24 protein-coding genes are annotated in these 24,591 nt (G+C 73.0%); 11 read left to right on the forward strand and 13 right to left on the reverse strand.

What is annotated here, in order from left to right:
* Positions 1-91: 91 nt before the first annotated feature.
* The gene (locus ABZ576_RS28890; RefSeq protein WP_360747039.1) at positions 92-361 is read left to right on the forward strand and encodes a hypothetical protein; all 270 of its coding nucleotides are present in this window, start codon (positions 92-94) and stop codon (positions 359-361) included.
* 36 nt (positions 362-397) lie between these two features.
* On the opposite strand, the gene ABZ576_RS28895 is transcribed toward ABZ576_RS28890, so the two are convergent.
* Complete coding sequence (locus tag ABZ576_RS28895) at positions 398-1,153, reverse strand: ferritin-like fold-containing protein (RefSeq protein ID WP_360747042.1); 756 nt, start codon at positions 1,151-1,153, stop codon at positions 398-400.
* A 495-nt stretch (positions 1,154-1,648) separates the two neighbouring features.
* Here ABZ576_RS28895 and ABZ576_RS28900 point away from each other — a divergent pair, with 495 nt between their 5' ends.
* A complete protein-coding gene (locus ABZ576_RS28900) occupies positions 1,649-4,417 on the forward strand; it encodes a DEAD/DEAH box helicase (RefSeq protein WP_360747045.1) in 2,769 nt (922 codons plus the stop codon).
* A gap of 272 nt (positions 4,418-4,689) precedes the next feature.
* Entirely contained in the window at positions 4,690-5,592 is a 903-nt protein-coding gene (locus ABZ576_RS28905) for an alpha/beta hydrolase (protein WP_360747048.1), read from the forward strand.
* A 15-nt stretch (positions 5,593-5,607) separates the two neighbouring features.
* On the opposite strand, the gene ABZ576_RS28910 is transcribed toward ABZ576_RS28905, so the two are convergent.
* Positions 5,608-6,504: an NYN domain-containing protein gene (locus tag ABZ576_RS28910; RefSeq protein WP_360747051.1), complete on the reverse strand. Its 897-nt coding sequence runs from the start codon at positions 6,502-6,504 to the stop codon at positions 5,608-5,610.
* 217 nt (positions 6,505-6,721) lie between these two features.
* Between ABZ576_RS28910 and ABZ576_RS28915 the strand changes: the two genes are divergently transcribed.
* A complete protein-coding gene (locus ABZ576_RS28915; RefSeq protein WP_360747054.1) occupies positions 6,722-6,874 on the forward strand; it encodes a hypothetical protein in 153 nt (50 codons plus the stop codon).
* 52 nt (positions 6,875-6,926) lie between these two features.
* On the opposite strand, the gene ABZ576_RS28920 is transcribed toward ABZ576_RS28915, so the two are convergent.
* The 3 genes from ABZ576_RS28920 to ABZ576_RS28930 form a co-directional block, all read right to left on the reverse strand.
* A complete protein-coding gene (locus tag ABZ576_RS28920; RefSeq protein ID WP_360747057.1) occupies positions 6,927-7,532 on the reverse strand; it encodes a MarC family protein in 606 nt (201 codons plus the stop codon).
* Positions 7,533-7,605: 73 nt separating this feature from the next.
* Positions 7,606-8,463, reverse strand: a complete 858-nt coding sequence (locus ABZ576_RS28925; RefSeq protein ID WP_360747060.1) for a PHP domain-containing protein — start codon at positions 8,461-8,463, stop codon at positions 7,606-7,608.
* Between the two features lie 156 nt (positions 8,464-8,619).
* A complete protein-coding gene (locus ABZ576_RS28930) occupies positions 8,620-9,261 on the reverse strand; it encodes a DUF6758 family protein (protein ID WP_360747063.1) in 642 nt (213 codons plus the stop codon).
* A gap of 180 nt (positions 9,262-9,441) precedes the next feature.
* On the opposite strand from ABZ576_RS28930, the gene ABZ576_RS28935 reads away from it, so the two are divergent.
* The gene (locus ABZ576_RS28935) at positions 9,442-10,665 is read left to right on the forward strand and encodes an MFS transporter (RefSeq protein WP_360747066.1); all 1,224 of its coding nucleotides are present in this window, start codon (positions 9,442-9,444) and stop codon (positions 10,663-10,665) included.
* 41 nt (positions 10,666-10,706) lie between these two features.
* Here the strand turns inward: ABZ576_RS28935 and ABZ576_RS28940 are convergent, their stop codons facing one another.
* Complete coding sequence (locus tag ABZ576_RS28940; RefSeq protein WP_360747069.1) at positions 10,707-11,291, reverse strand: suppressor of fused domain protein; 585 nt, start codon at positions 11,289-11,291, stop codon at positions 10,707-10,709.
* Between the two features lie 488 nt (positions 11,292-11,779).
* Between ABZ576_RS28940 and ABZ576_RS28945 the strand changes: the two genes are divergently transcribed.
* Entirely contained in the window at positions 11,780-12,904 is a 1,125-nt protein-coding gene (locus ABZ576_RS28945; RefSeq protein WP_360747071.1) for a magnesium and cobalt transport protein CorA, read from the forward strand.
* Between the two features lie 33 nt (positions 12,905-12,937).
* Positions 12,938-13,453 (forward strand): hypothetical protein, encoded by a 516-nt coding sequence (locus ABZ576_RS28950; protein ID WP_360747074.1) that lies wholly within the window; start codon positions 12,938-12,940, stop codon positions 13,451-13,453.
* A gap of 186 nt (positions 13,454-13,639) precedes the next feature.
* On the opposite strand, the gene ABZ576_RS28955 is transcribed toward ABZ576_RS28950, so the two are convergent.
* Positions 13,640-14,386 (reverse strand): hypothetical protein, encoded by a 747-nt coding sequence (locus tag ABZ576_RS28955; protein WP_360747077.1) that lies wholly within the window; start codon positions 14,384-14,386, stop codon positions 13,640-13,642.
* Between the two features lie 190 nt (positions 14,387-14,576).
* On the opposite strand from ABZ576_RS28955, the gene ABZ576_RS28960 reads away from it, so the two are divergent.
* From ABZ576_RS28960 to ABZ576_RS28970, 3 genes are read left to right on the forward strand one after another with little or no spacing between them, the layout of a single operon-like run.
* Positions 14,577-15,866 carry a CBS domain-containing protein gene (locus ABZ576_RS28960; RefSeq protein WP_360747079.1) on the forward strand — a complete coding sequence of 430 codons (1,290 nt, stop codon included), beginning with the start codon at positions 14,577-14,579 and terminating at the stop codon, positions 15,864-15,866.
* A complete protein-coding gene (locus tag ABZ576_RS28965; RefSeq protein WP_360747081.1) occupies positions 15,856-16,470 on the forward strand; it encodes a DUF1003 domain-containing protein in 615 nt (204 codons plus the stop codon). The genes ABZ576_RS28960 and ABZ576_RS28965 overlap by 11 nt, the downstream gene beginning before the upstream one ends.
* 43 nt (positions 16,471-16,513) lie before the next feature.
* A complete protein-coding gene (locus ABZ576_RS28970) occupies positions 16,514-17,647 on the forward strand; it encodes an Mrp/NBP35 family ATP-binding protein (RefSeq protein WP_360747084.1) in 1,134 nt (377 codons plus the stop codon).
* Between the two features lie 93 nt (positions 17,648-17,740).
* On the opposite strand, the gene ABZ576_RS28975 is transcribed toward ABZ576_RS28970, so the two are convergent.
* From ABZ576_RS28975 to sigE, 5 genes are all read right to left on the reverse strand, one after another.
* Positions 17,741-18,406 (reverse strand): hypothetical protein, encoded by a 666-nt coding sequence (locus ABZ576_RS28975; RefSeq protein ID WP_360747088.1) that lies wholly within the window; start codon positions 18,404-18,406, stop codon positions 17,741-17,743.
* A 275-nt stretch (positions 18,407-18,681) separates the two neighbouring features.
* Positions 18,682-19,113: a sec-independent translocase gene (locus ABZ576_RS28980; protein ID WP_360747091.1), complete on the reverse strand. Its 432-nt coding sequence runs from the start codon at positions 19,111-19,113 to the stop codon at positions 18,682-18,684.
* An 84-nt stretch (positions 19,114-19,197) separates the two neighbouring features.
* The gene (locus ABZ576_RS28985; RefSeq protein ID WP_360747094.1) at positions 19,198-21,249 is read right to left on the reverse strand and encodes a trypsin-like peptidase domain-containing protein; all 2,052 of its coding nucleotides are present in this window, start codon (positions 21,247-21,249) and stop codon (positions 19,198-19,200) included.
* A gap of 158 nt (positions 21,250-21,407) precedes the next feature.
* Positions 21,408-22,460: a zf-HC2 domain-containing protein gene (locus ABZ576_RS28990; RefSeq protein ID WP_360747096.1), complete on the reverse strand. Its 1,053-nt coding sequence runs from the start codon at positions 22,458-22,460 to the stop codon at positions 21,408-21,410.
* Positions 22,457-23,170 (reverse strand): RNA polymerase sigma factor SigE, encoded by a 714-nt coding sequence (gene sigE / locus ABZ576_RS28995; RefSeq protein WP_360747099.1) that lies wholly within the window; start codon positions 23,168-23,170, stop codon positions 22,457-22,459. The genes ABZ576_RS28990 and sigE overlap by 4 nt, the downstream gene beginning before the upstream one ends.
* Before the next feature lie 234 nt (positions 23,171-23,404).
* On the opposite strand from sigE, the gene ABZ576_RS29000 reads away from it, so the two are divergent.
* Complete coding sequence (locus ABZ576_RS29000) at positions 23,405-24,103, forward strand: O-methyltransferase (RefSeq protein ID WP_360747191.1); 699 nt, start codon at positions 23,405-23,407, stop codon at positions 24,101-24,103.
* Positions 24,104-24,266: 163 nt separating this feature from the next.
* Here ABZ576_RS29000 and ABZ576_RS29005 read toward each other — a convergent pair whose 3' ends face one another.
* Positions 24,267-24,434 (reverse strand): DUF3117 domain-containing protein, encoded by a 168-nt coding sequence (locus tag ABZ576_RS29005; protein ID WP_018544333.1) that lies wholly within the window; start codon positions 24,432-24,434, stop codon positions 24,267-24,269.
* Positions 24,435-24,591: the final 157 nt, after the last annotated feature.

The following is a 24,591-nucleotide window of genomic DNA, read 5'->3' on the forward strand; positions in this document are numbered from 1 at the left end:
GGTCCTCCACAGCGGAGGATTGCACATCGCAGGTCACGGGTATGACGGGCTACGACCGTCGAGCCGGACCAGCCGTGGGAGGGACCCCTACATGATCCTGGAAGCACTCGGCTCCGCAGTGCTCGGTCTGATCCTCGCCTGGGCGGCGTCCCGTCGTTTCGCCCACCGGCTGCCGGCCCGCCCGCTCGTGTACTCGACAGGCGTCGCCGGAGCCCTCTTCGGCGACTTCGTCACCCACTCCGCCCTGGGCCCCGGCACCGCCCTGCCCAGCATCCTGGGCGCGGTGGTCATCGCGGTGGCGTCGCTGTCGTTGCTGCTCCGCCCCGCGGGCCGGCTGCGCCGACGATCGGCGACGGCCTGAGGCCGCCTCCGGCCGCCCCCGGCGCGCGGCGCCCGGTCAGGCCGCGAGACCCAGCGCGGCCATCCGCTTGGTGTGCGCCTCGGTGATCCGCGAGAACATCCGGCCGACCTCGGCGAGGTCGAACCCGTCGGCGAGGCCGCCCACGAGCATCGTGGACAGCGCGTCCCGCTCGGCGACCACCCGCTGGGACTGCGACAGCGCCTCGCCCATCAGCCGCCGCGCCCACAGCGCCAGCCGGCCGCCGACACGCGGATCGGCGTCGATGGCGGCCCGCACCTTCTCCACCGCGAACCCGGCGTGCCCCGTGTCGTCGAGCACGGCGAGCACCAGCTCGCGGGTGTCGGAGTCGAGCCGGACGGCGACCTCCCGGTAGAAGTCGCTCGCGATCGAGTCGCCGACGTACGCCTTGACCAGGCCCTCCAGCCAGTCCGAGGGCGCGGTCTGCCGGTGGAAGCCGTCGAGCGCGGCGACGAAGGGGTCCATCGCCGCCGTCGGCTCCTCGCCGATCTCGGTCAGCCGGTCCCGCAGCCGCTCGAAGTGGTGGAACTCGGCCGAGGCCATCTTCGCCAGCTCCGCCTTGTCCGCCAGGGTAGGCGCCAGCTTGGCGTCCTCCGCGAGCCGCTCGAACGCGGCGAGCTCCCCGTACGCGAGCGCGCCGAGCAGGTCCACGACGGCGGCGCGGTACTGCGGGTCGGCGGACGCCTGCGCCCAGTCCTGGGCGGCGACGCCGGTCGGTCCGGCGGTCTCGGCGGAGGCGTTCTCAGGCTTGTCAGAGCTAGTCATGAGGCGCACAATAGCCCGCTCGACGTCCCCCGGAAGCCCGTGGCCGATCACTGTGACCACGACTACGTGACCGATTCGGCCATCGCATGTGCGTGAATCCGGGGTATGGTGGTAATGCGCCTGCTGAGTGCGTCGACGATGTTCGACGTGTCCCGACAGGCCGCATGCATGAGGATGCCCGGTCGGTGGCCCGATCGGCTCCGACCCGACAGCCCTCCAAGGCGCGTACGGCAGTGATCGTACGACGGCAGGAGGGACACCCTCAGCGGTACGAGCGCTAGAGCGTCGGCAGAGGTCCCGTGTCTTACGGCTTGCCCGAGCGGCTTTCCGTACGGCAGCCGACGTCCCCGGCACGGTCAGTCATGACCCCCCGCGCTCGCCTCGCACCGCGCACACAGAAGAGGCATAACCCTGACTACGACGTTTCGAGAACTCGGAATCCTCCCCGAGACCGCCGAGGCCCTGGAGGCCGTCGGCATCATCAACCCCTTCCCCATCCAGGAGATGACGCTTCCCGTCGCCCTCTCCGGCACGGACGTCATCGGCCAGGCCAAGACCGGCACCGGCAAGACGCTGGGCTTCGGCCTCCCGCTCCTGGAGCGCGTCACCGTCCCCGCCGACGTCGAGGCCGGACGCGCCGCCCCCGAAGCCCTCACGGACGCCCCGCAGGCGCTCGTCGTCGTCCCCACGCGCGAGCTGTGCACCCAGGTCACCAACGACCTGCTGACGGCCGGCAAGGTCCGTAACGTGCGCGTGCTCGCGATCTACGGCGGCCGGGCCTACGAGCCCCAGGTGGAGGCCCTGAAGAAGGGCGTCGACGTCGTCGTCGGCACCCCGGGCCGGCTGCTCGACCTCGCGGGCCAGAAGAAGCTCGACCTGAAGCACGTCAAGTGCCTGGTCCTCGACGAGGCCGACGAGATGCTCGACCTGGGCTTCCTGCCCGACGTCGAGAGGATCATCGACATGCTGCCGGCCAGGCGGCAGACGATGCTGTTCTCGGCCACCATGCCGGGCGCGGTCATCGGCCTCGCGCGCCGCTACATGTCCCGGCCCACGCACATCCGTGCCACCGCGCCGGACGACGAGGGCGCCACGGTCGCGAACATCAAGCAGTTCGTCTACCGCGCGCACAACATGGACAAGCCGGAGATGATCGCCCGCATCCTGCAGGCCGAGGGCCGCGGGCTGGCGATGATCTTCTGCCGTACGAAGCGGACGGCCGCCGACATCGCCGAGCAGCTCCAGCGGCGCGGTTTCGCCTCCGGCGCCGTCCACGGCGACCTGGGGCAGGGCGCGCGCGAGCAGGCCCTGCGGGCCTTCCGCAACGGCAAGGTCGACGTCCTCGTCTGCACCGACGTCGCCGCGCGCGGCATCGACGTCGAGGGCGTGACCCACGTCATCAACTACCAGTCCCCCGAGGACGAGAAGACCTACCTGCACCGCGTCGGCCGGACGGGCCGCGCGGGCGCCAAGGGTACGGCGATCACGTTCGTGGACTGGGACGACATCCCGCGCTGGCAGCTGATCAACAAGGCGCTGGAGCTGGACTTCAACGACCCGGTGGAGACGTACTCCAGCTCCCCGCACCTCTTCTCCGACCTCGGCATCCCGCAGGGCACGAAGGGCATCCTGCCGCGCTCCGAGCGGACCCGTGCCGGTCTGGACGCGGAGGAGCTGGAGGACCTGGGCGAGACCGGTGGGCGTGGCGCCCGCGGCCGTGGCCGCGGTGACCGCGGTGACCGCGCCGTCCGCGCCGAGCCGGCCCCGGCCGAGCGGGAGCGTCCGGCCCGCACGCCGCGCCGCCGTCGCCGTACCCGCAGCGGAGCACCGGTGGAGGCGTCCCCCGCCGCCACCGCCGCGCCGGCCGCCCAGACCACCGGCCCCGAGGAGGCCCCTGCGGCCACCCGCACCCCGCGCCGCCGTCGCCGTACCCGCGGCGGAGCGCCGGCGGAGGCCGTGACGGCCGGCGAGACCGCGGTCGCCACGGCGGACACGGCGGAGGGCCCGGCCGTCCTGGACACCCCGGACACCCCGGACACCCCGGCCGCCCCGGAGAGGTCGCGCCGCCGCCGTACGCGGAAGCCGGCGGCCACGGAAGCGCCGGTGGCGACGGAAGCGCCGGTGACCGAGGCCGTGGCCGAGCCCGTGGCCGCTCCTGCGCCCGCGCCCCTCGTGGCCGCTGCCACCGTGACCGACCCCACCGTGACCGAGGCCCCCGTGGCCGAGGCCCCGGCCGCCGAGCCCGCGATCGCCGTCGGCGAGGCGGCGACCGAGGCCGCTCCGGCCGCGGAGAGCAAGCCGCGCCGCCGCACGCGCAAGGCGGCCGAGCCGGCCGCGCGGACGGAGGCCGAGCCGGACACGGCGGAGGCCGCCGAGGCGAAGCCGCGCCGTACGCGGAAGACCGCGGCCGCCGCGCCGGAAGCCCCCGAGGCCGAGGCCGAGGCCAAGCCGCGCCGCACGCGGAAGACCGCGGCCGCCGCCGAGGCGGCCGTCGACACCGCCGAGGGCACGGAAGCCAAGCCGCGCCGCACGCGCAAGACCGCGGCCACCACCGCGGACACCGCCGAAGCGGAGACCGCACCGCGCCGCCGCACCCGCAAGGCAGCGGAGCCGGCCCCGACCGACGCCCCCGAGGCCGAAGCCGAGCCCAAGCCCCGCCGCACCCGCAAGGCCACGGCCGCCGCGCCGGAAGCCCCCGAGGCCGAGGCCGAGGCCAAGCCGCGCCGCACGCGGAAGACCGCGGCCGCCGCCGAGGCGGCCGTCGACACCGCCGAGGGCACGGAAGCCAAGCCGCGCCGCACGCGCAAGACCGCGGCCACCACCGCGGACACCGCCGAAGCGGAGACCGCACCGCGCCGCCGCACCCGCAAGGCAGCGGAGCCGGCCCCGACCGACGCCCCCGAGGCCGAAGCCGAGCCCAAGCCCCGCCGCACCCGCAAGACCGCGGCCGCCACGCCGGAAGCCCCCGAGGCCGAGGCGAAGCCGCGCCGGACCCGCAAGGCCACGGCCACGGCGGCCACGGCCGGCGCGGACGAGGCCGGCGCGGACGAGGCCGCCGCTCCCAAGGCGCGGCGGACCCGCAAGGCCGTAGCCGAGGCGGCCGCTCCGGAGATTCCGGCGCAGGCCACCGAGGAGCCGGAGGTCAAGCCGCGGCGCCGGACCCGCAAGACGGCGGCGTCCGCCGCCGAGGCGGCCGGTGAGGGCGTCGAGACGACGCCCAAGCCGCGCCGGACCCGCAAGGCCACGGCGGCCGTGGAGGCCCCGGAGGCCTGATCCGGCGCCGCGCGCGCCTGACGGCAGCGCACAACCGGTCCGATGGCCGGGTCCACTCCCAGTGGACCCGGCCATCGGTGTTTCCGCACCCGGCCCCGACCCTCGCGCGCACCCCACCGGCCCCACCAGCCCGCTGCCCGCACCACCCCCACGCCACCACCCGCACGCCACCCCGCACACCGCCACTCCCCACACCGCTCCCCCGCCCGGCACCCATCCACCCCCGACCCACCCCCGAGCCGCCCCCACCCGCGCCCGATAGCCTCTCCCCCATGAGCAGGCCCGCCACCTTCGTTCCGCCTCCGGGCGCCCGCGCGTACTCCCTCCGGACGGCGCGGGGTGAGTTCGCCGTCGTCGACGCCCCCGTGGCCGCCGGTGTCGAACCCAGGGGTGTCGCGCTGCTGCTGCCGGGGTTCACCGGGAGCAAAGAGGACTTCAATCCGCTGCACCTGCCGCTCGCGCAGCGTGGATACCGGACCGTGGCCGTGGACGGCCGCGGCCAGTTCGAGTCGGACGGGCCGGCGACGGACGAGTCGGCCTACGCGCAGGAGGAGCTGGCGCGGGACGTGCTCGCGCAGGCGGAGAGGCTCGGCGGCCCCGTGCATCTGCTGGGTCACTCACTCGGCGGGCAGATCGCGCGCGCGGCCGTACTGCTACACCACTCCCCCTTCCTGTCCCTCACCCTGATGGCCTCCGGCCCCGCCCAGATCTCGGCGTCCCAGCGGGAGCGCGTGAAACTGCTCCGGGACGCCCTCGCGGTACTGACCATGGCCGAGGTGTGGGACGCGATCCAGGCGATGGAGCCGCCGGAGGAGACCGGGACGCCCGCCCTGGACGAGGGTCTCGACGACCGGGACGACCTGCGGCGCCGCTGGCTGGCCACCAAGCCCGCCCAACTCCTCGCGACCGGGCGCCAGTTGTGCACGGAGCCGGACCGGATCGCGGAGCTCGCGGCGGTTCCGCTGCCGTACCACGTCCTGTCGGGCTCGCAGGACGACACCTGGCCGCTGCCACTGCTGGACGAGATGGCGGTACGGCTCAGGGCGCGGCGTACGGTCATCGACGGCGCCGAGCACTCCCCCAACACCGACCGGCCCGGGCAGACGGCGCGCGCGCTCGCCGACTTCTGGGACGACGGTCGGCGGGACGCCACGCCCGGCGGGACGGCGCTCTAAGGGGTGTCTCACCCCCTAGTACTGCGACTGGAGATGCTCCCAGAACCCGTCCCTGAGCACGCGCCGCAGGTCCGCCTGGCCGCGCAGGGAGTACTGGAGCAGGTCCTCGGCCTCGACCAGCAGGTCCTGGTCGACGGAGCCGGGCAGGTACGGGTGGCCGGGGAACAGTTCGACCAGCGCCTCGCGGCCCCGGGACGCGAGCCACTTCGCCGCGATCTGGGCGCCGACGAAGCGCACGTCCTCGCGGGTGGGGCGGGTGCCGGCCGTCACCTCGTACGCGGCGGCCGTGCGCCGGGAGACGTACGGCTTGAAGAACTCCAGGTCGAACGTGCGCTGGCTGTCGACCTCCCAGAGCAGCGGCTCGGCCTGGTTGCGGCCCTCGGGCGCCTCGATGCCCCAGAGGTGGACGCGGGCGCCGTAACCCTGGGCCGCCTCGACCGCCGAGACCAGGTCCTCGTCCCCGCCGAGCAGGGCCGCGTCGCTGATCGCGCGGTGGCGGGCCAGTGACTCCAGATCCGTGCGGATCAGGGAATCGACGCCCTTCTGCTGGTTGTTGGCGTTGAGGTTGCCGAGGCGGACCTTGACGTCGGGCAGTTCGGCGATGGACTGCTGTTCCGCGGTGTGGATGCGGCGCCGTGCGCCGTCGTACCAGTACACGCGCAGCAGCCGGCTGTCGGCGAAGATGCTGCGGGCCTTGTCGATCAGCGCGTCGATCAGGCCCTCGGCGTCGAGGTCGAAGGCCCGGCGGTCCTCGGTCCCGGCGACCAGCCGGCCGGCGGCCGCGTACAGATAGCCAGCGTCGACGAAGATCGCGTGGGTCGAGGGTGTCTTGGCCACCTCGGCGAGCATGCGTACCAGCAGCTCGTTCGTGCGGTCGATACGGGCGCCGAGGGCGGCCAGGTCGTCGTTCATCACCACTATTGTCCCGGTGGTCACGGTGCGAACACAACCGGTCCCGGTCGGTTCCGCCATGACCGCTTACCGGTCGGTAGTTAGCTGTTCGAAAAATTTCTTTAGCGTAGGGAATGTTTGTAACACGGAGCGGGTTGCATACGTAGGACACCGGATACACCGGCCGTCACCCAAGTAGTTCTCCTCCAGGAGGATGACCAGACGAAGGGAGAAGCCCATGCGCTTCGAAATCATGCGACTCGACGAGGTCGACGGCACCACCGTGGACACCACCGTCGTGGACGCCGCCTCCGTCAACCGGATCGTGCAGCAGGCCGCCGCCATCGGACAGCGCCTGTGGATCCGCCCGGCCGAGACCTCGGCCTCGTAACACCCGCGGGCATTCGCCACTCAAGCTTTCCGGGGGTGCCGAGCCGGCCGGCTCAGCTCCCCCGGATCACCTGAGTGACCCCGTTGATGATCTGCTGCACGGCGATCGCCGACAGCATCATGCCCGCCAGCCGCGTCACCAGGACGACACCGCCGTCCTTGATGACCCGGATGATCAGCAGCGAGTAGCGCATCACCAGCCAGAGCACGACGTGGATCGCGAGGATCGCGGACCACACCGACACCTGCGTGGAGACGCTGTCGGCCTTCTGCACGGCCAGGATGACGGACACGATCGCACCGGGCCCCGCGAGCAGCGGCATGCCGAGCGGCACGAGCGCCACGTTCACGTCCTTGGTCTGCTTCGGCTCGTCGGTCTTGCCGGTGAGCAGGTCCAGCGCGATCAGCAGGAGCAGCAGTCCGCCCGCGATCATCAGCGCGGGCACGGACACGTGCAGGTAGTTCAGGATCTGATGGCCCAGGAGGCCGAAGACGGCGATGACCCCGCCCGCCACGCAGACGGCCTGGAAGGCCATCCGCTTCTGCACCTTGCCGGGCCGTCCGGCGGTGAGGGCGAGGAAGATCGGGGTGATCCCTGGGGGATCCATGATGACAAAAAGGGTCAGGAACAGAGAGCCGAAGACGGCGATGTCGAACATGGGGGCAGTACAGGCCTTGCGGGAGGAGGAAGTACGGGCGTGAGGTGCTGCGGCGCGTCGGCCCCTGGGGGCCTCAGGCTCCGCCGGTGCCCGGCACGGGGAACGCGCCCGTCGCCCGCCGGGTGATCTCCCCGTACACCTCGGGGTCGGTCGTGTACGCGCCCAGCGTCACGGTCTTGCGGCTGCCGTGGTAGTCCGAGGAGCCCGTGACCAGCAGCCCCAGCTCCTTCGCCAGGCCCCGCAGCCGGTTCCGGGCGTCGAGGTCGTGCTCCGTGTGGTCGACCTCGATGCCGTCGAGCCCGGCGGCGGCCATCTCCGCGATCCGGGACTCCGGCACGGTCCGGCCACGCTTGGCGGCGGCCGGGTGCGCGAACACGCAGACCCCGCCCGCGGCCTTCACCAGCCGGATCGCCTCGAACGGGTCGGTCTCGTGCTTCTCCACGAAGGCCCGCCCGCCGTCGGCCAGCCACTGCTCGGTGAACGCGTCACCCACGGTCGGTACGACGCCCAGCTCGACCAGCGCGGTCGCGACATGCGGGCGTCCGACGGAGCCGCCGGCGGCGATCCGCTCGACCTGCTCCCAGGTGACCGGCACACCCAGCGCGTTCAGCTTGGCGACCATGCCCTGGGCCCGCGGCACCCGGTCGTCCCGGACCAGCTCGCGCTCGGCGAGCAGGGCGGGCTCCTCGGGGTCGAAGAGGTAGGCCAGCAGGTGCATGGAGACGCCGTCGATCCGGCAGGAGAGCTCGGCGCCGGTGACCAGGGTGAGCCCCCCGGGCAGCGCGGCGACCGCCTCGGCGTGTCCGCGGGTGGTGTCGTGGTCGGTCAGCGCGACGACGTCGAGTCCGGCCGCGGCCGCACGCCGTACCAGCTCGGCCGGGGTGTCCGTGCCGTCGGACGCCGTGGAGTGACAGTGCAGATCGATGCGCACGGCGACTCCAGGCGGTGACGGAGAGAAGGGGACACCTAAGGATAGCGGGCTTTTCCAGCCCCGCTGTCACACCTGAAACCGGCCCGCGCCCCCTACCGCGACCCCGCCCCGGGGCACCGCGGCCGCGCGCACGGCACCCCGGCGGCCCCGTGGCCGTCACGGCCGGAGCAGGCGCGGCGACAACGCCCCGCAGGGCACCAGATCGATCTCCGCCCCCGCGTCCCGCAGGTCGGTCAGCACCAGTTCGTCGTACATGAGCAGCCCGGACTGCTCGGGCCACATCACCGCCCACAGCCACATCCCGAGCGCCTCCCCGGCGAAGACGGCCCGGTCGTCGGGGGTGCGGTAGACGTGCCAGAGCGGGGTCGGGCGGCCCGCGGCCAGCACCTTGGCCTGCGGCGGCTTCTCCACGTTCATGTACGACCCCGGGTCCGGGCCGTCGATGCCCGCGTAGTACGCGCCGAGCCCGACGCCCAGCTCCTCGGCGATCAGGATCATCTCGCCGGGGCCGCCCAGCGGCCCGGGGCCCGAGCAGGCCACGGCGGTCGCCCGGCCTCCGCTGCGGTCGTCCCCGGCGTAGGCCACACCCGTGAACAGCCAGCCCACCGGCAGCGGCCACGGCATCCACACCGGCACCTGGGTGCGGTGCACCACGACGTTGAGCGCCTCGACGCTGGGCGGGATCACGGGCTGCAACGGATACACCGTGCCGTGCAGATCGCACTGCCACGCATCGGCGAAGAGGCCGGGAGCCCTGACCCGGCCACCGCACTTCGGGCAACTGGGTTCGCCCCTCATAGGGCTCCACGGTCCTACCCCCGCCCGCCCACGTCAAGGACGATCACCCGTCCGGACGGAAGACCCGACCATACGCCTCGGCGGTCCACCCGGACGCCAGGTAGGTGTGGACTGCATTAGTTAGATGCGCTAACTTACTATGTGTATAACCCAACCATTTCGTGAGGACGGGAGAAGCACATGGATCCCCTAGACGCGGGAGCCGCCGGCATCCTGCGGCAGCCCAAGGCGGTCTGGGCCACGGCCGGCGCCTCCGTCGTCGCCTTCATGGGCATCGGCCTGGTCGACCCGATCCTGCCGTCCATCGCGCGGGGCCTTGACGCCACCCCCAGCCAGGTGTCCCTGCTCTTCACCTCGTACTTCCTGATCACGGCGCTCGCGATGCTGCTGACCGGGTTCGTCTCCAGCCGCATCGGCGGCCGCGGGACCCTGCTGCTCGGCCTCGCCCTGGTGGTCGTCTTCGCGGGCCTGGCCGGCACGTCCGGCTCGGTCGGGCAGCTCGTCGGCTTCCGCGCGGGCTGGGGCCTCGGCAACGCGCTCTTCGTCTCCACCGCCCTCGCGGTCATCGTCGGCGCGGCGGCCGGGGGCAGCGCGGCGGCGATCCTGCTCTACGAGTCCGCGCTGGGCCTCGGCATGGCCTGCGGCCCGCTGCTCGGCGCCGTCCTCGGCGACGTGAGCTGGCGCTACCCCTTCTTCGGCACGGCCACGCTGATGGCGGTCGGCTTCCTGTGCATCACGGCGTTCCTGAAGGAGCAGCCCAGGCCCGCCCGGAAGACCTCGGTGCTGGACCCCCTCCGGGCCCTCGGCCACGGCGGCCTCGCCTCGGCGGCCGTCTCGGCGTTCTTCTACAACTACACGTTCTTCACGGTGCTGGCCTTCACGCCGTTCGTGCTGGACATGACGCCGTACCGCTCGGGCGCGGTGTTCTTCGCCTGGGGCCTGCTGCTCGCCGTCTTCTCGGTGATCGTGGCCCCGCGCATGCAGCGGCGGTTCGGCTCCCTGAAGGTGCTCGGCGGCTCGCTGGTGCTGCTCGCCGCGGACGTGCTCGTGCTCGGCTACGGCGGCCACACCGCGGCCATCGTCTGCACCATCCTGTCCGGCGCCTTCATCGGCGTGAACAACACCGTCTACACCGAGCTGGCGCTCGGCGTGTCGGACGCCCCGCGCCCGGTGGCCAGCGCGGGCTACAACTTCGTCCGCTGGTTCGCCGCCGCCGCGGCCCCCTACTTCGCGCCCAAGATCGAGGAGTGGACCGACGTCCACATCCCGTTCGTGGTCGCGGCGGTCACCGCGGTGCTGGGCGCGCTCGTGGTCGCCGTGCGGCGCCGGTCCCTGGTGGAGGAGGCCCGGGCGGCGGCGCCGGGGCACGCGACCGAGGACGGCGTCACCGTCTTCGCCAACTGACCGGTTTCGGCCTTGTGTTGGTGAGATCGGTCACGCGGGCGTCAGCCCAGCGGGACCGATCCGCGGGTGGGGTCCCTCAGGTCCGTCCCGTGGGACAACCAGCGCTCCTGGAGGGCCTGGGCGCCGTGCACCCGCTTCCAGGCGGCCTCGTTCGGGGTCATCGGCAGCAGCGGCAGGAACCGTACGGGGTCCATCGGGGCGTCCAGCTCCAGGTCTTCCACGAGCCCGCCGGACTCGCCCACCAGCACCGAGGTGAAGGGAGCGCCGGGCCACAGCGGACCGCCCACGTCCAGGGAGGCGCCGGGGGCCACCACGAGGCCCTCCACCTGCGGGGACGCGGCGAGGACGGCGAGCGGGCGGAGCACCTTGTCGGTGTCGGCCAGGCCCGCGCGGACCGACAGGACCAGCTCGGCGCGAGGGCCCTCGACGGGGTCGGCGAGCATCGCCGTGGGGTCGGTCATCGGGTGCCGGGACATACCGAGGGTGGCGTACCGGAGGACGTCCTCCTCGCGGAACCTGAGCACCTCGATGCGGTCCGTGCCGAGGAAGGTGACCGCGGCACGGGCGTCCGGTTCGCCCAGGGCGGTGTTCAACCGTGCCTCGACCAGAGGAAGAACATCAACCATGCGGTGAGCATAGAACTCGTCAGCGGCGGGCAAAGCGGCACCTTGACACAGCGCGTGGCTGCTACGCTGAGCCGGTGGTTCGGGACAGCACGCAGAAGCGTCGCTATCGAGTCCCGACGCCGACGAGACTCCCTTACGAGGGACCGGCCGGAGGAGGTGGGGCTGTCATGGATCGAAGTCGACCGTGCAGTACCACTCGCTCTTCCGGCTGCTGATGTAGTCACCGGCTGGCCGTCGCCTTCCCTTTCGCGTCGTCTTCTCGGAAGAGCACCTCGTTTCGCCTTGCCTGATCTGTCTGACCTGAATCAGTTCTGCATCAGTAGCGAAGTCGCCACCGCGACGGTGCGGTGCTCCCCGCTTTGTGGACGGGCCAAACATCCTTCCCCTGCCTGACGGGCCGGGAGGCCCCTGGAGGACGTCCCCATTCCGGGTAGTTCCACCCGTTGTCCGCGCGTGCTCTCGCTGCCCGCCCGCGAAGGAGCCTGCCCATGTCGATGATCCGCGACCTGCGCGCCGTGGTCCGCCCGTCGTCCCGTGTCTCGCTGCGCAAGGACACCGGCGTCGCGTACGACACCACGCGCGCGCCCGGCAGCCCCTCGGCCGTCGTGGACTGCGCCGTCTACCGCGACGGCGCCCGGGTGGCGAGCGACAAGCCGCTGAGCCCGCACGAGGCGATGCGGCTGGTACGCCGTGACGGCGGCTTCGTGTGGATCGGCCTGCACGAGCCGACCGAGGCCGAATTCGCGGGCATCGCCGGTGAGTTCGGGCTGCACCCGCTGGCCGTCGAGGACGCGGTGCAGGCCCACCAGCGGCCCAAGCTGGAGCGGTACGACGACTCGCTGTTCACCGTCTTCAAGACCATCCACTACGTCGAGCACGACCGGCTCACCGCCACCAGCGAGGTCGTCGAGACCGGCGAGGTCATGTGCTTCACCGGCCGGGACTTCTTCATCACGGTCCGGCACGGCGGCCAGGGCTCGCTCCGGGCGCTGCGGCACCGGCTCCAGGACGACCCGGAGCTGCTGGCCAAGGGCCCCTCGGCCGTGCTGCACGCCATCGCCGACCATGTCGTGGACGGCTACATCGCGGTCGCCGACGCGGTGCAGGTCGACATCGACGAGGTGGAGACCGAGGTCTTCTCACCCGGCCGCAGGGGTGGCGTGTCGCGCGGTGTCGACTCGGCACGGATCTACCAACTCAAGCGCGAGGTGCTGGAGTTCAAGCGGGCGGTGGCTCCTCTGCTGCGGCCCATGCAGCTGCTGAGCGAGCGGCCGATGCGGCTGATCGACCCCGACATCCAGAAGTACTTCCGGGACGTCGCCGACCACCTCGCCCGGGTCCAGGAGCAGGTGCTGGGCTTCGACGAGCTCCTCAACTCCATCCTCCAGGCCAACCTCGCCCAGGCCTCCGTGGCGCAGAACGAGGACATGCGCAAGATCACGTCCTGGGCCGCGATCATCGCCGTGCCGACGATGGTGTGCGGGGTGTACGGGATGAACTTCGACTACATGCCGGAGACGCACTGGCGGTTCGGCTACCCGGTGATCATGGCCGTCACCGGGGTGATCTGCCTGGGCATCCACCGCACGCTGAAGCGCAACGGCTGGCTGTGAGCGCTCCGGCCCGGCCTGGATAGGCTGGGGCGCATGACAAGCGAGCTGCTCGACCGGGCCCTCATCGAGGAGGCCTCGAAGAAGTCCGGCCTGATCTGGGTCCGCGGCGCCGGCGCGCCGGCCGCGCGTGCGCTGTGGCACGTGTGGCACGAGGGCGCGGTGTGCGTGGTCGGCGACGGCCCCGGTGAGCAACCGCTGGAGGGGCTGGCCGACGGCGGCTCCGCCGAGGTGAGCGTGCGCAGCAAGGACAAGGGCGGCCGGCTGGTGACGTTCCCGGTGACCGTGTCCCAGCTGGCGTCCGGGTCGCAGGAGTGGCAGGCGGCCGTCGCCGAGCTGAAGGGCAAGCGGCTGAACGCGCCCGACGGCGAGGAGATGCCGGCCCGCTGGGCCCGCGAGTGCCGGGTGCTCCGCCTGGTGCCGACGGGGGCGGTGACACCGGTGCCGGCCGGCAACCTGGCCGAGACCCCCGTCCCCACCCCGGCCACGACCCGCAGACCGGCACCGGCGGGCCTGCCGAAACTGCTCCTCAAGCGCCGCAAGCGGCACTGAGGGGGCGCGGGGCCGTTCCGGACCGAGCCGAGCCCGGCACCGCCGGGGCGCGCGGCGAGGGCTGAGCGCCGTCGCGGCGGGGATGTGGTGGCACCGGCGTCTTCCCCGGACCGGCGGCGTCGCCCGGACGCGCGGGGCGGCGCTGACGGCCGGCCCGGCGGTGGCGGAGCCCCGCGGGGCCGGCGCTCATGATGTCGGCAGCTGTTTGCCGTAGTCCACCGTTTCCGACGCGGGCGGTTCCGTCACGGTGAAGTTCTCGCCCCAGTCGGAGAAGCGGAGCGTCCCCGCGTGGCCGGCGCGTACCAGCCGGAGGGGGTAGGGCGTGCCCTGGAGGGAGACGTCCAGCGTGCCGCCGGAGCCCTTGTCGCCGGTGATGCGGATCGTGCGGGTACCCGACCCGTCGGTGTGGTGGCCGTCCGCGGCCAGCGTGCCGTGCAGCGTCAGCAGACCGTCGAGGAGGACGTCCTTGTCCGTGAACCCGCTGAACTTCTTGTACGCGGGGTCCCCCTGCGGCACCTTCACGTACTTGCCGTCCAGCTTGCCCGTGGCGCCGTCGCTGCCGTCGGTGTGGTCCCAGAAGTCCGCGTCGGCCTTGAGATACAGCTCCTGCCCCACCCGCAGCAGCCTGAAGGTCGCCCCCTGCGAGGTCACCGACCCGGTCCCGCCGTCGTCCTTCAGCCGCATGTCCAGGGTGTACGTACGGCCGCTGGTGACCACGGTCCCGGACAGCCGTACGGTGGGGGCCGCGTCCGCCGCGGCCCGTGTCTTCGCCTGGATCCGGGCGGGGGGCAGCTTGCCCACGCCGTTGGTGCCCGCGTCCGGATCTTCGTCGCCGCCGCACCCCGTCAGCGCCGCCAGCCCGGTCACGGCCAGTGCGCACAGCGCGGTCATCCGCGTGGCCCGGCGGGTTCGGCCCTGGGCGATCGCAGTCACAGGTGCAGCTGCCTTTCTGACGGTTCCTGAGCGGCGTACCGCAGCGTACCGGTGCCCGGTCCGCCCCACGGAGCCAGTCCGTCCGGACCGCTCACCAGGGCGTATCCGATCAGGACCGGCTAGCCTGAAGCGCACCTGCGCGGGCATGTCCGAGCAACTCACACGATCCCCACGCAAAGGAAGCACAGCCATGGCAGCCGGTGCCCCCCGGATCTTCGTCTCGCACCTGGCCGGGGTCCCCGTCTTCGATCCGGCCGGCGACCAGGTGGGCCGCGTCCGCGATCTGGTCGTCATGCTGCGCGTCGGGCGGCGCCCCCCGCGCGTGCTCGGCCTGGTGGTCGAGCTGTCCACCCGCCGCCGTATCTTCCTGCCCATGACCCGGGTGACCGGTATCGAATCGGGCCAGGTCATCACCACCGGCGTGGTGAACGTCCGCCGCTTCGAACAGCGGCCCACCGAGCGGCTGGTCTTCGGTGAGCTGCTGGACCGGCGGGTGACGCTGGTGGAGACCGGCGAGGAGGTCACCGTCCTCGACGTCTCGGTGCAGCAGCTGCCCGCCCGCCGCGACTGGGAGGTCGACCGCGTCTTCGTCCGCAAGGGCCGCAGAGGGGGCGCCTTCCGGCGGGCCAAGGGCGAGACGCTGACCGCCGAGTGGTCGGCCGTCACCGGGTTCTCCCTGGAGGAGCACGGGCAGGGTGCGGAGAGCCTGCTCGCCACCTTCGAGCAGCTGCGCCCCGCCGACCTCGCCAACGTCCTGCACCACCTCTCCCCCAAGCGGCGCGCCGAGGTCGCCGCCGCCCTGGACGACGACCGGCTCGCCGACGTACTGGAGGAGCTGCCGGAGGACGACCAGATCGAGATCCTCGGCAAGCTGAAGGAGGAGCGCGCGGCGGACGTGCTGGAGGCGATGGACCCGGACGACGCGGCCGACCTGCTCTCCGAGCTGCCCGAGCAGGACAAGGAGCGGCTGCTGAGCCTGATGCAGCCCGCCGACGCGGCCGAGATGCGCCGCCTGATGTCGTACGAGGAGCACACGGCCGGCGGTCTGATGACCACCGAACCGATCGTGCTGCGGCCCGACGCCACCGTCGCCGACGCACTCGCCCGGGTCCGCAACCCGGACCTCTCACCCGCCCTCGCCGCCCAGGTCTACGTCTGCCGCCCGCCCGACGAGACCCCGACCGGCAAGTACCTGGGCACGGTCCACTTCCAGCGGCTGCTGCGCGACCCTCCGTACACCCTGGTCAGCTCACTGGTGGACGACGATCTCCAGCCCCTGGCGCCGGACGCCGCCCTGCCCGTCATCGCCGGGTTCTTCGCCACGTACGACATGGTGGCGGCGCCCGTGGTGGACGAGTCCGGGTCGCTGCTCGGCGCGGTGACCGTGGACGACGTACTGGACCACATGCTGCCCGAGGACTGGCGGGAGACGGAATTCCACCTGGACGAAGGAGAGGAGGCGCCCACGCATGGCTCCTGAGCGCGAGACCGCGACCCGCGAGCGTCATCCGGCGGGCGCCACGGCCGCCACCCGGCCCCGGGCGCTCCGGCTGGACCAGCCGCGCCCGCCGCGCCGCCGGTTCCTGCCCGAGTGGGACCCGGAGGCCTTCGGCCGGCTGTCGGAGAAGATCGCCCGGTTCCTGGGCACCGGGCGCTTCATCGTCTGGATGACGGTCGTCATCATCCTGTGGGTGGTCTGGAACGTGGCCGCACCGGTGGGGCTGCGCTTCGACCAGTACCCGTTCATCTTCCTGACCCTGATGCTGTCCCTCCAGGCGTCCTACGCGGCTCCGCTGATCCTGCTCGCGCAGAACAGGCAGGACGACCGGGACCGGGTCAACCTGGAGCAGGACCGCAAGCAGAACGAGCGGTCCATCGCCGACACCGAGTACCTCACCCGGGAGGTCGCCGCGCTGCGCATGGGTCTCGGTGAGGTCGCCACCCGCGACTGGATCCGCTCCGAGCTCCAGGACCTGGTGAAGGAGCTGGAGGAGCTGCGCCGGCACGACGGTCACGCGGGCCAGGTCGTATTCCCGGCGGAACGGGCGGAACGCCCGCAGCAACGTGACACAGACGACCGCTGAGGGGCATCCCGGAGGCCCCTCGGCGCGCCGTACCATCGTCCTTATGGCTACGGAAGACGCGGTGCGCGAGGCACTGGCGACGGTGAACGACCCCGAGATCAACCGCCCCATCACCGAACTGGGGATGGTCAAGTCGGTGGAGATCGGTGCGGACGGGGCGGTCGCGGTCACCGTGTACCTGACGGTGTCCGGCTGCCCGATGCGCGACACCATCACGCAGCGCGTCACCGAGGCGGTCTCGCGGGTCGAGGGCGTCAGCCGCGTCGACGTCACGCTGGACGTGATGAGCGACGAGCAGCGCAAGGAGCTGGCGGCGGCCCTGCGCGGCGGCCAGGCCGAGCGCGAGGTGCCCTTCGCCAAGCCGGGCAGCCTCACCCGGGTCTACGCGGTCGCCTCCGGCAAGGGCGGTGTCGGCAAGTCCTCGGTGACGGTGAACCTGGCGGCGGCGATGGCCGCCGACGGCCTGAAGGTCGGTGTCGTGGACGCCGACATCTACGGGCACAGCGTGCCCCGCATGCTGGGCGCCGACGGCCGCCCCACCCAGGTCGAGAACATGATCATGCCGCCGTCGGCGAACGGCGTGAAGGTCATCTCGATCGGGATGTTCACCCCGGGCAACGCCCCGGTCGTCTGGCGCGGCCCGATGCTCCACCGCGCGCTCCAGCAGTTCCTCGCCGACGTCTACTGGGGTGACCTCGACGTCCTGCTCCTGGACCTCCCGCCCGGCACCGGCGACATCGCGATCTCCGTGGCCCAGCTGGTCCCGAACGCCGAGATCCTGGTCGTGACGACCCCGCAGCAGGCGGCGGCCGAGGTGGCCGAGCGGGCGGGCTCGATCGCCGTGCAGACGCACCAGAAGATCGTCGGCGTGGTCGAGAACATGTCCGGCCTGCCCTGCCCGCACTGCGGCGAGATGGTCGACGTCTTCGGCACGGGCGGCGGCCAGACGGTCGCCGACGGCCTCACCCGTACCACGGGTACGACGGTCCCGGTCCTCGGCAGCATCCCGATCGACGTCCGCCTGCGCGAGGGCGGCGACGAGGGCAAGCCGGTGGTCCTGTCCGACCCGGACTCCCCGGCGGGCTCGGCCCTGCGCGCGATCGCGGGCAAGCTGGGCGGCCGGCAGCGGGGTCTGTCGGGGCTGTCGCTCGGGATCACGCCGAGGAACAAGTTCTAGAGCTGCCCGCACACCACGACGAAGGGGGCGCCGTCTTCGCGGACGGCGCCCCCTTCGTCGTACACCCTTGCGAACGGCCGGGTGGTCCGCTCGCTACGCGTAGTCGGCGATGTCCTTGATCGCCGCGAAGCCCAGGCCGTACGCGCTCATCCCCCGGCCGTACGCGCCCAGGTGCACGCCCGCCTCCGTCGAACCGGCCAGTACCCAGCCGTACTCGGACTCCCGGTAGTGGAACGAGGCGGCGACCCCGTCCACCGGGAGCGAGAGTCTGGACCACTCGGGGCCGTCGAGATCGTCGGCCAGGGCCCAGGCGGTCTCGGTCTGCTGGTCCAGCCAGTCGTCCCGCAGGCTGTGGTCCATCTGCCCCGGCCAGGTGAAGGACAGCAGCCCCACGCCGGCCAGCCAGGCCGCCGAGGACACCGAGGTCGCCTCCAGCAGGCCGGTGCCGTCGGCGCTGCGCCGGGACGGCTGCGCGGCGACGGTCACCACCACCGCGAACTTCTCCCGCGGCTCACCGGCGGACGCGGACTCGCCGCGCACCGAGGGCTCGTCACCGTGCCCGATCGAACCGTGCTCGACGGCGCCGTCGGCCGCCGTGCCGACCTGCATCAGCCAGCGCGGCCCCGTGAACGCCTCGTCGAGCCCGTACCACGGGAACGCCGCCCGCAGGTAACCGTCGACCGTACGCCGGGCGGAGGGGAGCTGCTGTCCGCCCTCCGCGGCCGGCGCCTGCGCGCCCACCCGACTCGTCGTCTCCATCTGCCCGGACGCCTCCTCGCTCTCGTCGGACCGGGGTCGCCCGCCCCCCTTCGGGCGTACGCGTCCGGTCCGCACAACAACTCGGCAGCATATCCACACCGCTGAGAGCAGCAGGGCAGGCGCTGGATGCGTGGGTCGCGCAAACGGCCTGTTCAAGCCGTGCGCGACGGGTGTGCGCTATGAAACGCGTCACGTGCGCGGCGTACGCCCGCCTGCGCGTGTCGGGACGCGTCGGCGGCGGGGTGCCGCTCCGCTTCGGCGGGCAGCGGCTTCGCTCAGGTGGCGTCCGCGTCGAAGGGCGGGCGCTCGTCGTCGCCAGGCGCCTCGGGCTTCTTGGTCATGTCGACGCGGCCGCCGGAGGACGCCGGGGAGGACGTCCCGGTGTCCCGTCCGTGCACCGCGTCCGTGACCTCGGCCATCTCCTTCTTCAGGTCGAAGCCGTTGCGGATCTCCTTCAGCCCCAGGTCGTCGTTGTCCAGCTGCTTGCGGAGGAACGTCTTGGGGTTGAGGTCCTCGAACTCGAAGTCCTTGAATTCCGGGCCGAGTTCACTGCGGATGTCCTGCTTGGCACTCTCCGAGAACTCGCGGATCTTCCGGACCGTGCGCATCACGTCCTGGATGACCTTCGGGAGCTTGTCCGGACCGAAGACGAGCACGGCGAGCACGATGATCGTCACCAGCTCCAGTGGTCCTATGTCATTGAACACCTGACGCTCCTTGCGATGTCCTCGGTCGCTCAACGGTACCCGGCGTTCCTGTCCGACCGGTACCGTCCCGAGGTGAGACTTCTGTCAGTTCTGCTCCGACGCTCCCAGCACGAGTGAGACCTCCCGCTCGGCGCCCCCGCGTTCGACCGTCAGCCGCAGCCGGTCCCCGGGGCGGTGGGCGCGGATCTTGACGATCAGTTCCTCACCTGTGTGGACGCGCTCCCCGCCGACCTCGGTGATGACGTCGCCCGCCTGGAGGCCGGCCCGCTCGCCGGGCCCGCCCCGGACGACGGCCGGGCCGCCGCCCGCGCTCTTGCTGTCGATCCGGGCGCCGTCACCGGCGTAGCCCATGTCGAGAGTGACGCCGATCACGGGATGCCTGGCCTGGCCGGTGTCGATCAGTTCCTCGGCGACGCGCTTGGCCTGGTTGACCGGGATGGCGAAACCGAGGCCGATGGAGCCGGCCTGGCCGCCCTCGGACTCCGAGCCGCTGCCGGCGGAGCGTATCGCCGAGTTGATGCCGATGACCTGGGCCCGGGAGTCGAGCAGCGGGCCGCCGGAGTTGCCCGGGTTGATCGGGGCGTCCGTCTGCAGCGCGTCGACGTAGCTGACGTCGCTTCCGTCGCTCTTCTCCCCGCCGGCCGTGATGGGCCGCTCCTTGGCGCTGATGATGCCGGAGGTGACCGTGTTGGCGAGGTCGAAGGGGGCACCGATGGCGACCACCGGGTCACCGACCTTGACGTCGTCGGAGTTGCCGAGGGGCAGCGGGGTCAGTCCGTGCACCCCGCGCACCCGGACGACGGCCAGGTCGTAGCCGCTGTCCCGGCCGACGACCCTGGCCTTGACGGTGTCACCGCTGCTGAACGTCACGGATATCTCGCCGTCCGGCCCGGCGGGTTCCACCACGTGGTTGTTGGTGAGGATGTGCCCCTGGTCGTCGAGCACGAAGCCGGTGCCGGTGCCCGCCTGGTCGGCCCCGCGGACGTGCAGCGTGACCACGCTGGGCAGGGCGCGGGCGGCGATCCCGGCCACGCTGTCCGGTGCCCGGCCGGCCGGCACGCTCCCGGCCTGCGGCAGCCGTACGCCGTCCCCCAGGCCCTCGCGCTCGACGTAGGCGCCGACGGCTCCGCCGACGCCCCCGGAGACGAGCGCCACGACCAGGGTCCACAGGAGGACGAGGCGTGTCGCCCGCCGCTTGCGCTGCCGGTCCGTCAGCACCTTGGCCCCCGTCTGCTGCAACGGCCCCCTGGCCGGGGCCTGTTGCCCGGCCGATCCGGCGGCCCAGGGGTCGTAGCGGCCCCAGAGGTCGGCAGCGGGTGGCACGGAGGCGGCGGCCTCGGGGGCGAGCGGCTCCGCGGCCGCCGCCGTTCCCACGGAGACGGGCTGCGCGGAGACGGGCTGCGCGGAGACGGGCTGCGCGGGTGCCGGGGGGCCGGCAGTGACGGGCTGCGCGGGCACAGGAGAGACGGGCTGCGCGGGTGCCGCCGACCCGGCGGGGATCGGCTGGGCGGGTACCTGCGCGGGGGCCGCGGGCGCCGGCACGGGAGCCACGGACGGTGCCGATGCCGGAGCCGTAGCCGGGTCCGGGGCCAGGGCCGGGTCCGGGGCCAGGGACGGATCCGGGGCCGGAGACATCAGGGGGGCGGCCGGGGCGGGAGCCGTGGGTGCGGGGGCCGCCGTTCCGTGCGCGGGGGCCGCCGCCGGGTGCTGTACCGGCGGTGCCGGAGCCCACGGGCCGGGTTCGCCGTACGGCGGGGTGCTGTACGGGTCGGGGTCGTGCAGTGGCTTCGGCCGGCCGGCGGGCGCCGTCCAGGCGGTGCCCCCGGCCGCTACAGCCTCCCCGACTGCTACGGCCTCCCCGGCCGCGGTGTCGGCCGGCGGGACCGGGGCCGGCCTGGCCAGCTCGAAGTCACCGTCGGCGGCGGACGGGGCCCGGTGCCCGGGCTCGGGCGCACCGCTCCCCGGCTCAGGCGTGGCACGGTCCCCCGGCTCGGGCGCGGGGGCGGCCGGGGTCCGCCCGGCTCCCGTCCCCGCCTCGGCCTGCGCTCCCGTCACGTCCCCGGTCCGGTCGGCCGGTGTCGGCCCCGCCGTCCCCTCCGGCCCCTCCACCGGTGGGACACGGTTCCCCTCGTTCATGCTCTCCCCACGGCCCGGCCGTGGCCGCGCGCTGTCGCGGCCACGGAATGTCTACGCGCCCGGGTCATCACCGCCGGGCGCGGCCTCACAGGATTCAACCAGGTTCGCCGTGGTGCGGTCGCCGGTCGGACCGGACAGGCGTGGGGTGCGGTCGCCGGTCAGGGCGACAGGTGGGGGGCGGGGGTGGTGTCGGGGACAGGGTCGGGCAGCAGGCCGGAACCGATGACGGCGGGGGGCGTGACCAGGCGCGGGGCCGCGATGGTCTCGTCGAGCGGGCGTATCAGCGGGGAAAGGGCGGCCGCACCGGCCATCACCGGCGCGGTCAGGCCGCGTACCGCGTCGGACTGCGGCTGCCCGGTGAGCCCCTGCCCCGCCTGTCCGGCCTGCCCCGCCTGTCCGGTCTGCCCGGCGGAGGGCACTCCGGGCAGCAGCGGGGCGGAGAGCGTGGTCGGGGCCGCGGGGACGGGGCCGAGCATCGCGCCGCCCTGCGCGAGCAGTGGCCCCACCGGGCGGCGGCGCTGGCTGTCCGGCGTGGTCGCGCCCCCTCCGCCGGTGGTGCCCGCGGAGCGCGCCGGGGTCACGTTGCTGCCGGTGCCGGAGCCGCCACGGGCCTCCGCGGTCAGGTCGGGGACGACGGTCGTCACGCCGCCGAGGGCGACCGCGGCCAGCGACACCGCCCCGGCGGCGACGACCGCGAAGCGCCGCCCGCGCGAGGCGGAGCGGCCGTCGTCGGGGCGGCCGACGGGATGGATGCGGAAACCCCGGTCCGCGGGCCCTGCGGCGCGGTCGGCCCGCGCGGGGCCGTAGTCCTGCGGACGGGCGGGGACGTAGCCGAACGCGAAGCGCTCGGCCCGCCTCACGCCGAACGGGCCGGCGGGCCCGGTGGTCCCGGTGGCGGGGTCGCCGCCGAGGATTCCGCCCCCGGGCGACGGCGTGCCGCCGCCGTTCGGGTCACCTCCTGCGGGAAGCCCCTGGAGGCGGGCCAGGAAGCTCGCCGAGGGCGGCGGCGGGGCCGCCTCGGCGAACACGTTCTTCAGCGCGCGCTGGGCGTCCGCCTCCGCCTTGCACCGGGCGCAGGTGGCCAGGTGCGCGAGGACCCGCTCTCGCGTGTCATGACCGAGCTCCCCGTCCACCAGGGCGGAGAGCCGGTCTCCCAGGTGCTGCTCTGCGAGGTGTCGTTCCTCGGCAGGTTTCGGTCGGGATCCGTTCACGCGGTCGCGCCCCCTCCCCCCAGAGCGGGGACCCGGGCCAGGAAGGAGCGCCGCTCGGCGGCGCGGGCCTCCGGGGACCGGTGGGCGAGGGCCTTGCGGAGCTGCGACCGGCCGCGGTGGATGCGGGAGCGGACCGTGCCGAGCTTCACGCCGAGGGTGGCGGCGATCTCCTCGTAGGAGAGTCCCTCGATGTCGCACAGGACGACGGCGGCGCGGAACTCCGGCGCCAGGGTGTCGAGGGCCTGCTGGACGTCGGCGTCGAAGTGGGCGTCGTTGAAGAGCTGCTGCGGGGTGGGCTCGCGGCTGGCCAGGCGCTCGGCCGCGTCGTCGCCGAGGGCGTCGAAGCGGATGCGCTGCTTGCGCCGCACCATGTCCAGGAAGAGGTTGGTGGTGATGCGGTGCAGCCAGCCCTCGAAGGTGCCCGGCGAGTACGTCGACAGGGAGCGGAAGACACGGACGAAGACCTCCTGCGTGAGGTCCTCGGCGTCGTGCTGGTTGCCCGTCAGGCGGTAGGCGAGGCGGTAGACCCGGCCGCTGTGCATGCTGACGATCTCGTCCCACGTGGGCGGAGTCCACGCCTGCCCGTCCGCGTCGGTGGCGAAGGTCGCGGTCTGGGTCTCGCCTGCGGCGAGACCGGCGGCGTGGCTGTCAGCTGCGGTGTCGGTCACGGATTTCGGCCTGCCCGCCGACCCGAGGAAGCGCCGCAGCACTCCACCCCGATCCCCGGGCGCAGCCGCACCTCCCCTGTCGGCTCTGGTGGTGTCCAGTGGAGCCCCTACCATAGCCACCTCGCCCGTTAGCTCCGGATAAGCGGTTTTACGAGAATTTGATGCCTGCTGATACGGCTCATACTGCTGCGTCAGCAGTTGCTCGGCGTCCTGCTCCACCTCGTGCCCCCCGTCGCCTCCCGGCCCACCGGCTCATCCTTCTAAACGCCCGGTCCCATCTGCGGGTTCCCGCCGCCAACGGATACAGTCACGCCGAGGCAACCGCGGGGACAGGAGAGGGTCATTACCGGCAACCGGCAGACGAGCTGGGCGTTCGCCGACGCCTTTGTCGCCGAGGACGAAGCGCTGCTCTGGGCCCGCGACCGGGCCCGCGAGGCGGGGCTGCGCTCGGTGTCGCCCAGCACGGGCGCCGCGCTGCGACTGCTCGCCGCCTCCGTGGACGCGAAGGCGGTCGCGGAGATCGGCACGGGCTGCGGGGTGTCCGGCATCCATCTCCTGCACGGAATGCGGCCGGACGGGGTGCTCACCACGGTGGACACGGAGCCGGACCACCAGCAGTTCGCCCGGCAGGCCTTCCGCGTCTGCGGCTTCGCCAGCAACCGGGCCCGTTTCATCCCCGGCAGCGCCCTGGAGGTGCTGCCGCGTCTCGCGGACACCGGCTACGACCTGGTCTTCTGTGACGGGGACCGGCTGGAGTACCCGGACTACCTCGCCGAATCGTTGCGTCTGCTGCGGCCCGGCGGCCTGGTGGTCTTCGAGGGCGTCTTCGCGGGCGGCCGCACCGTCGACTCGGGCCCGCAGCCGACCGAGGTGCTGCGGCTGCGCGAGCTGCTGCGCACCGTGCGGGAGAGCCAGGATCTTGTGCCGTCGCTGCTGCCGGTGGGCGACGGACTGCTGTGCGCCGTCAAGCGGTGACGCGGTGACGTGGTGGGAAGCCGGTGCCCGCGCCGCCGCCGGTGGGCGACGGGCCGCCGGGTGCCGGCAAGCGGTGACGCCGGCCTCGCGGGCCCCGGCACGCGACTGCCCCGGCACCGCGTACGGTGCCGGGGCAGTCGGTAAGGACAGGATTGCTGGGACGTCAGACGACGACCTTCTTGAGGGCGTCGCCAAGCGCCTCGGCCTCGTCAGGGGTCAGCTCGACGACGAGCCGACCGCCGCCTTCGAGCGGAACGCGCATGACGATGCCCCGCCCCTCCTTGGTCACCTCGAGCGGGCCATCGCCCGTCCGCGGCTTCATGGCCGCCATGCTCGTTCCCCTTCCTGAAACCAGCTCATCGTCTGCCGACCGCCCCACGAGGGCATCCGCCATCCGGAACGGACACGCGACACCGGCATCGAACACATTGCTTCCCAGCCATTATCCCGCATCGCAGGACCCGATGACCAACATCGGTCGGCATCGC

Source organism: Streptomyces sp. NPDC013455 (assembly GCF_040632975.1).
Lineage (GTDB): Bacteria > Actinomycetota > Actinomycetes > Streptomycetales > Streptomycetaceae > Streptomyces.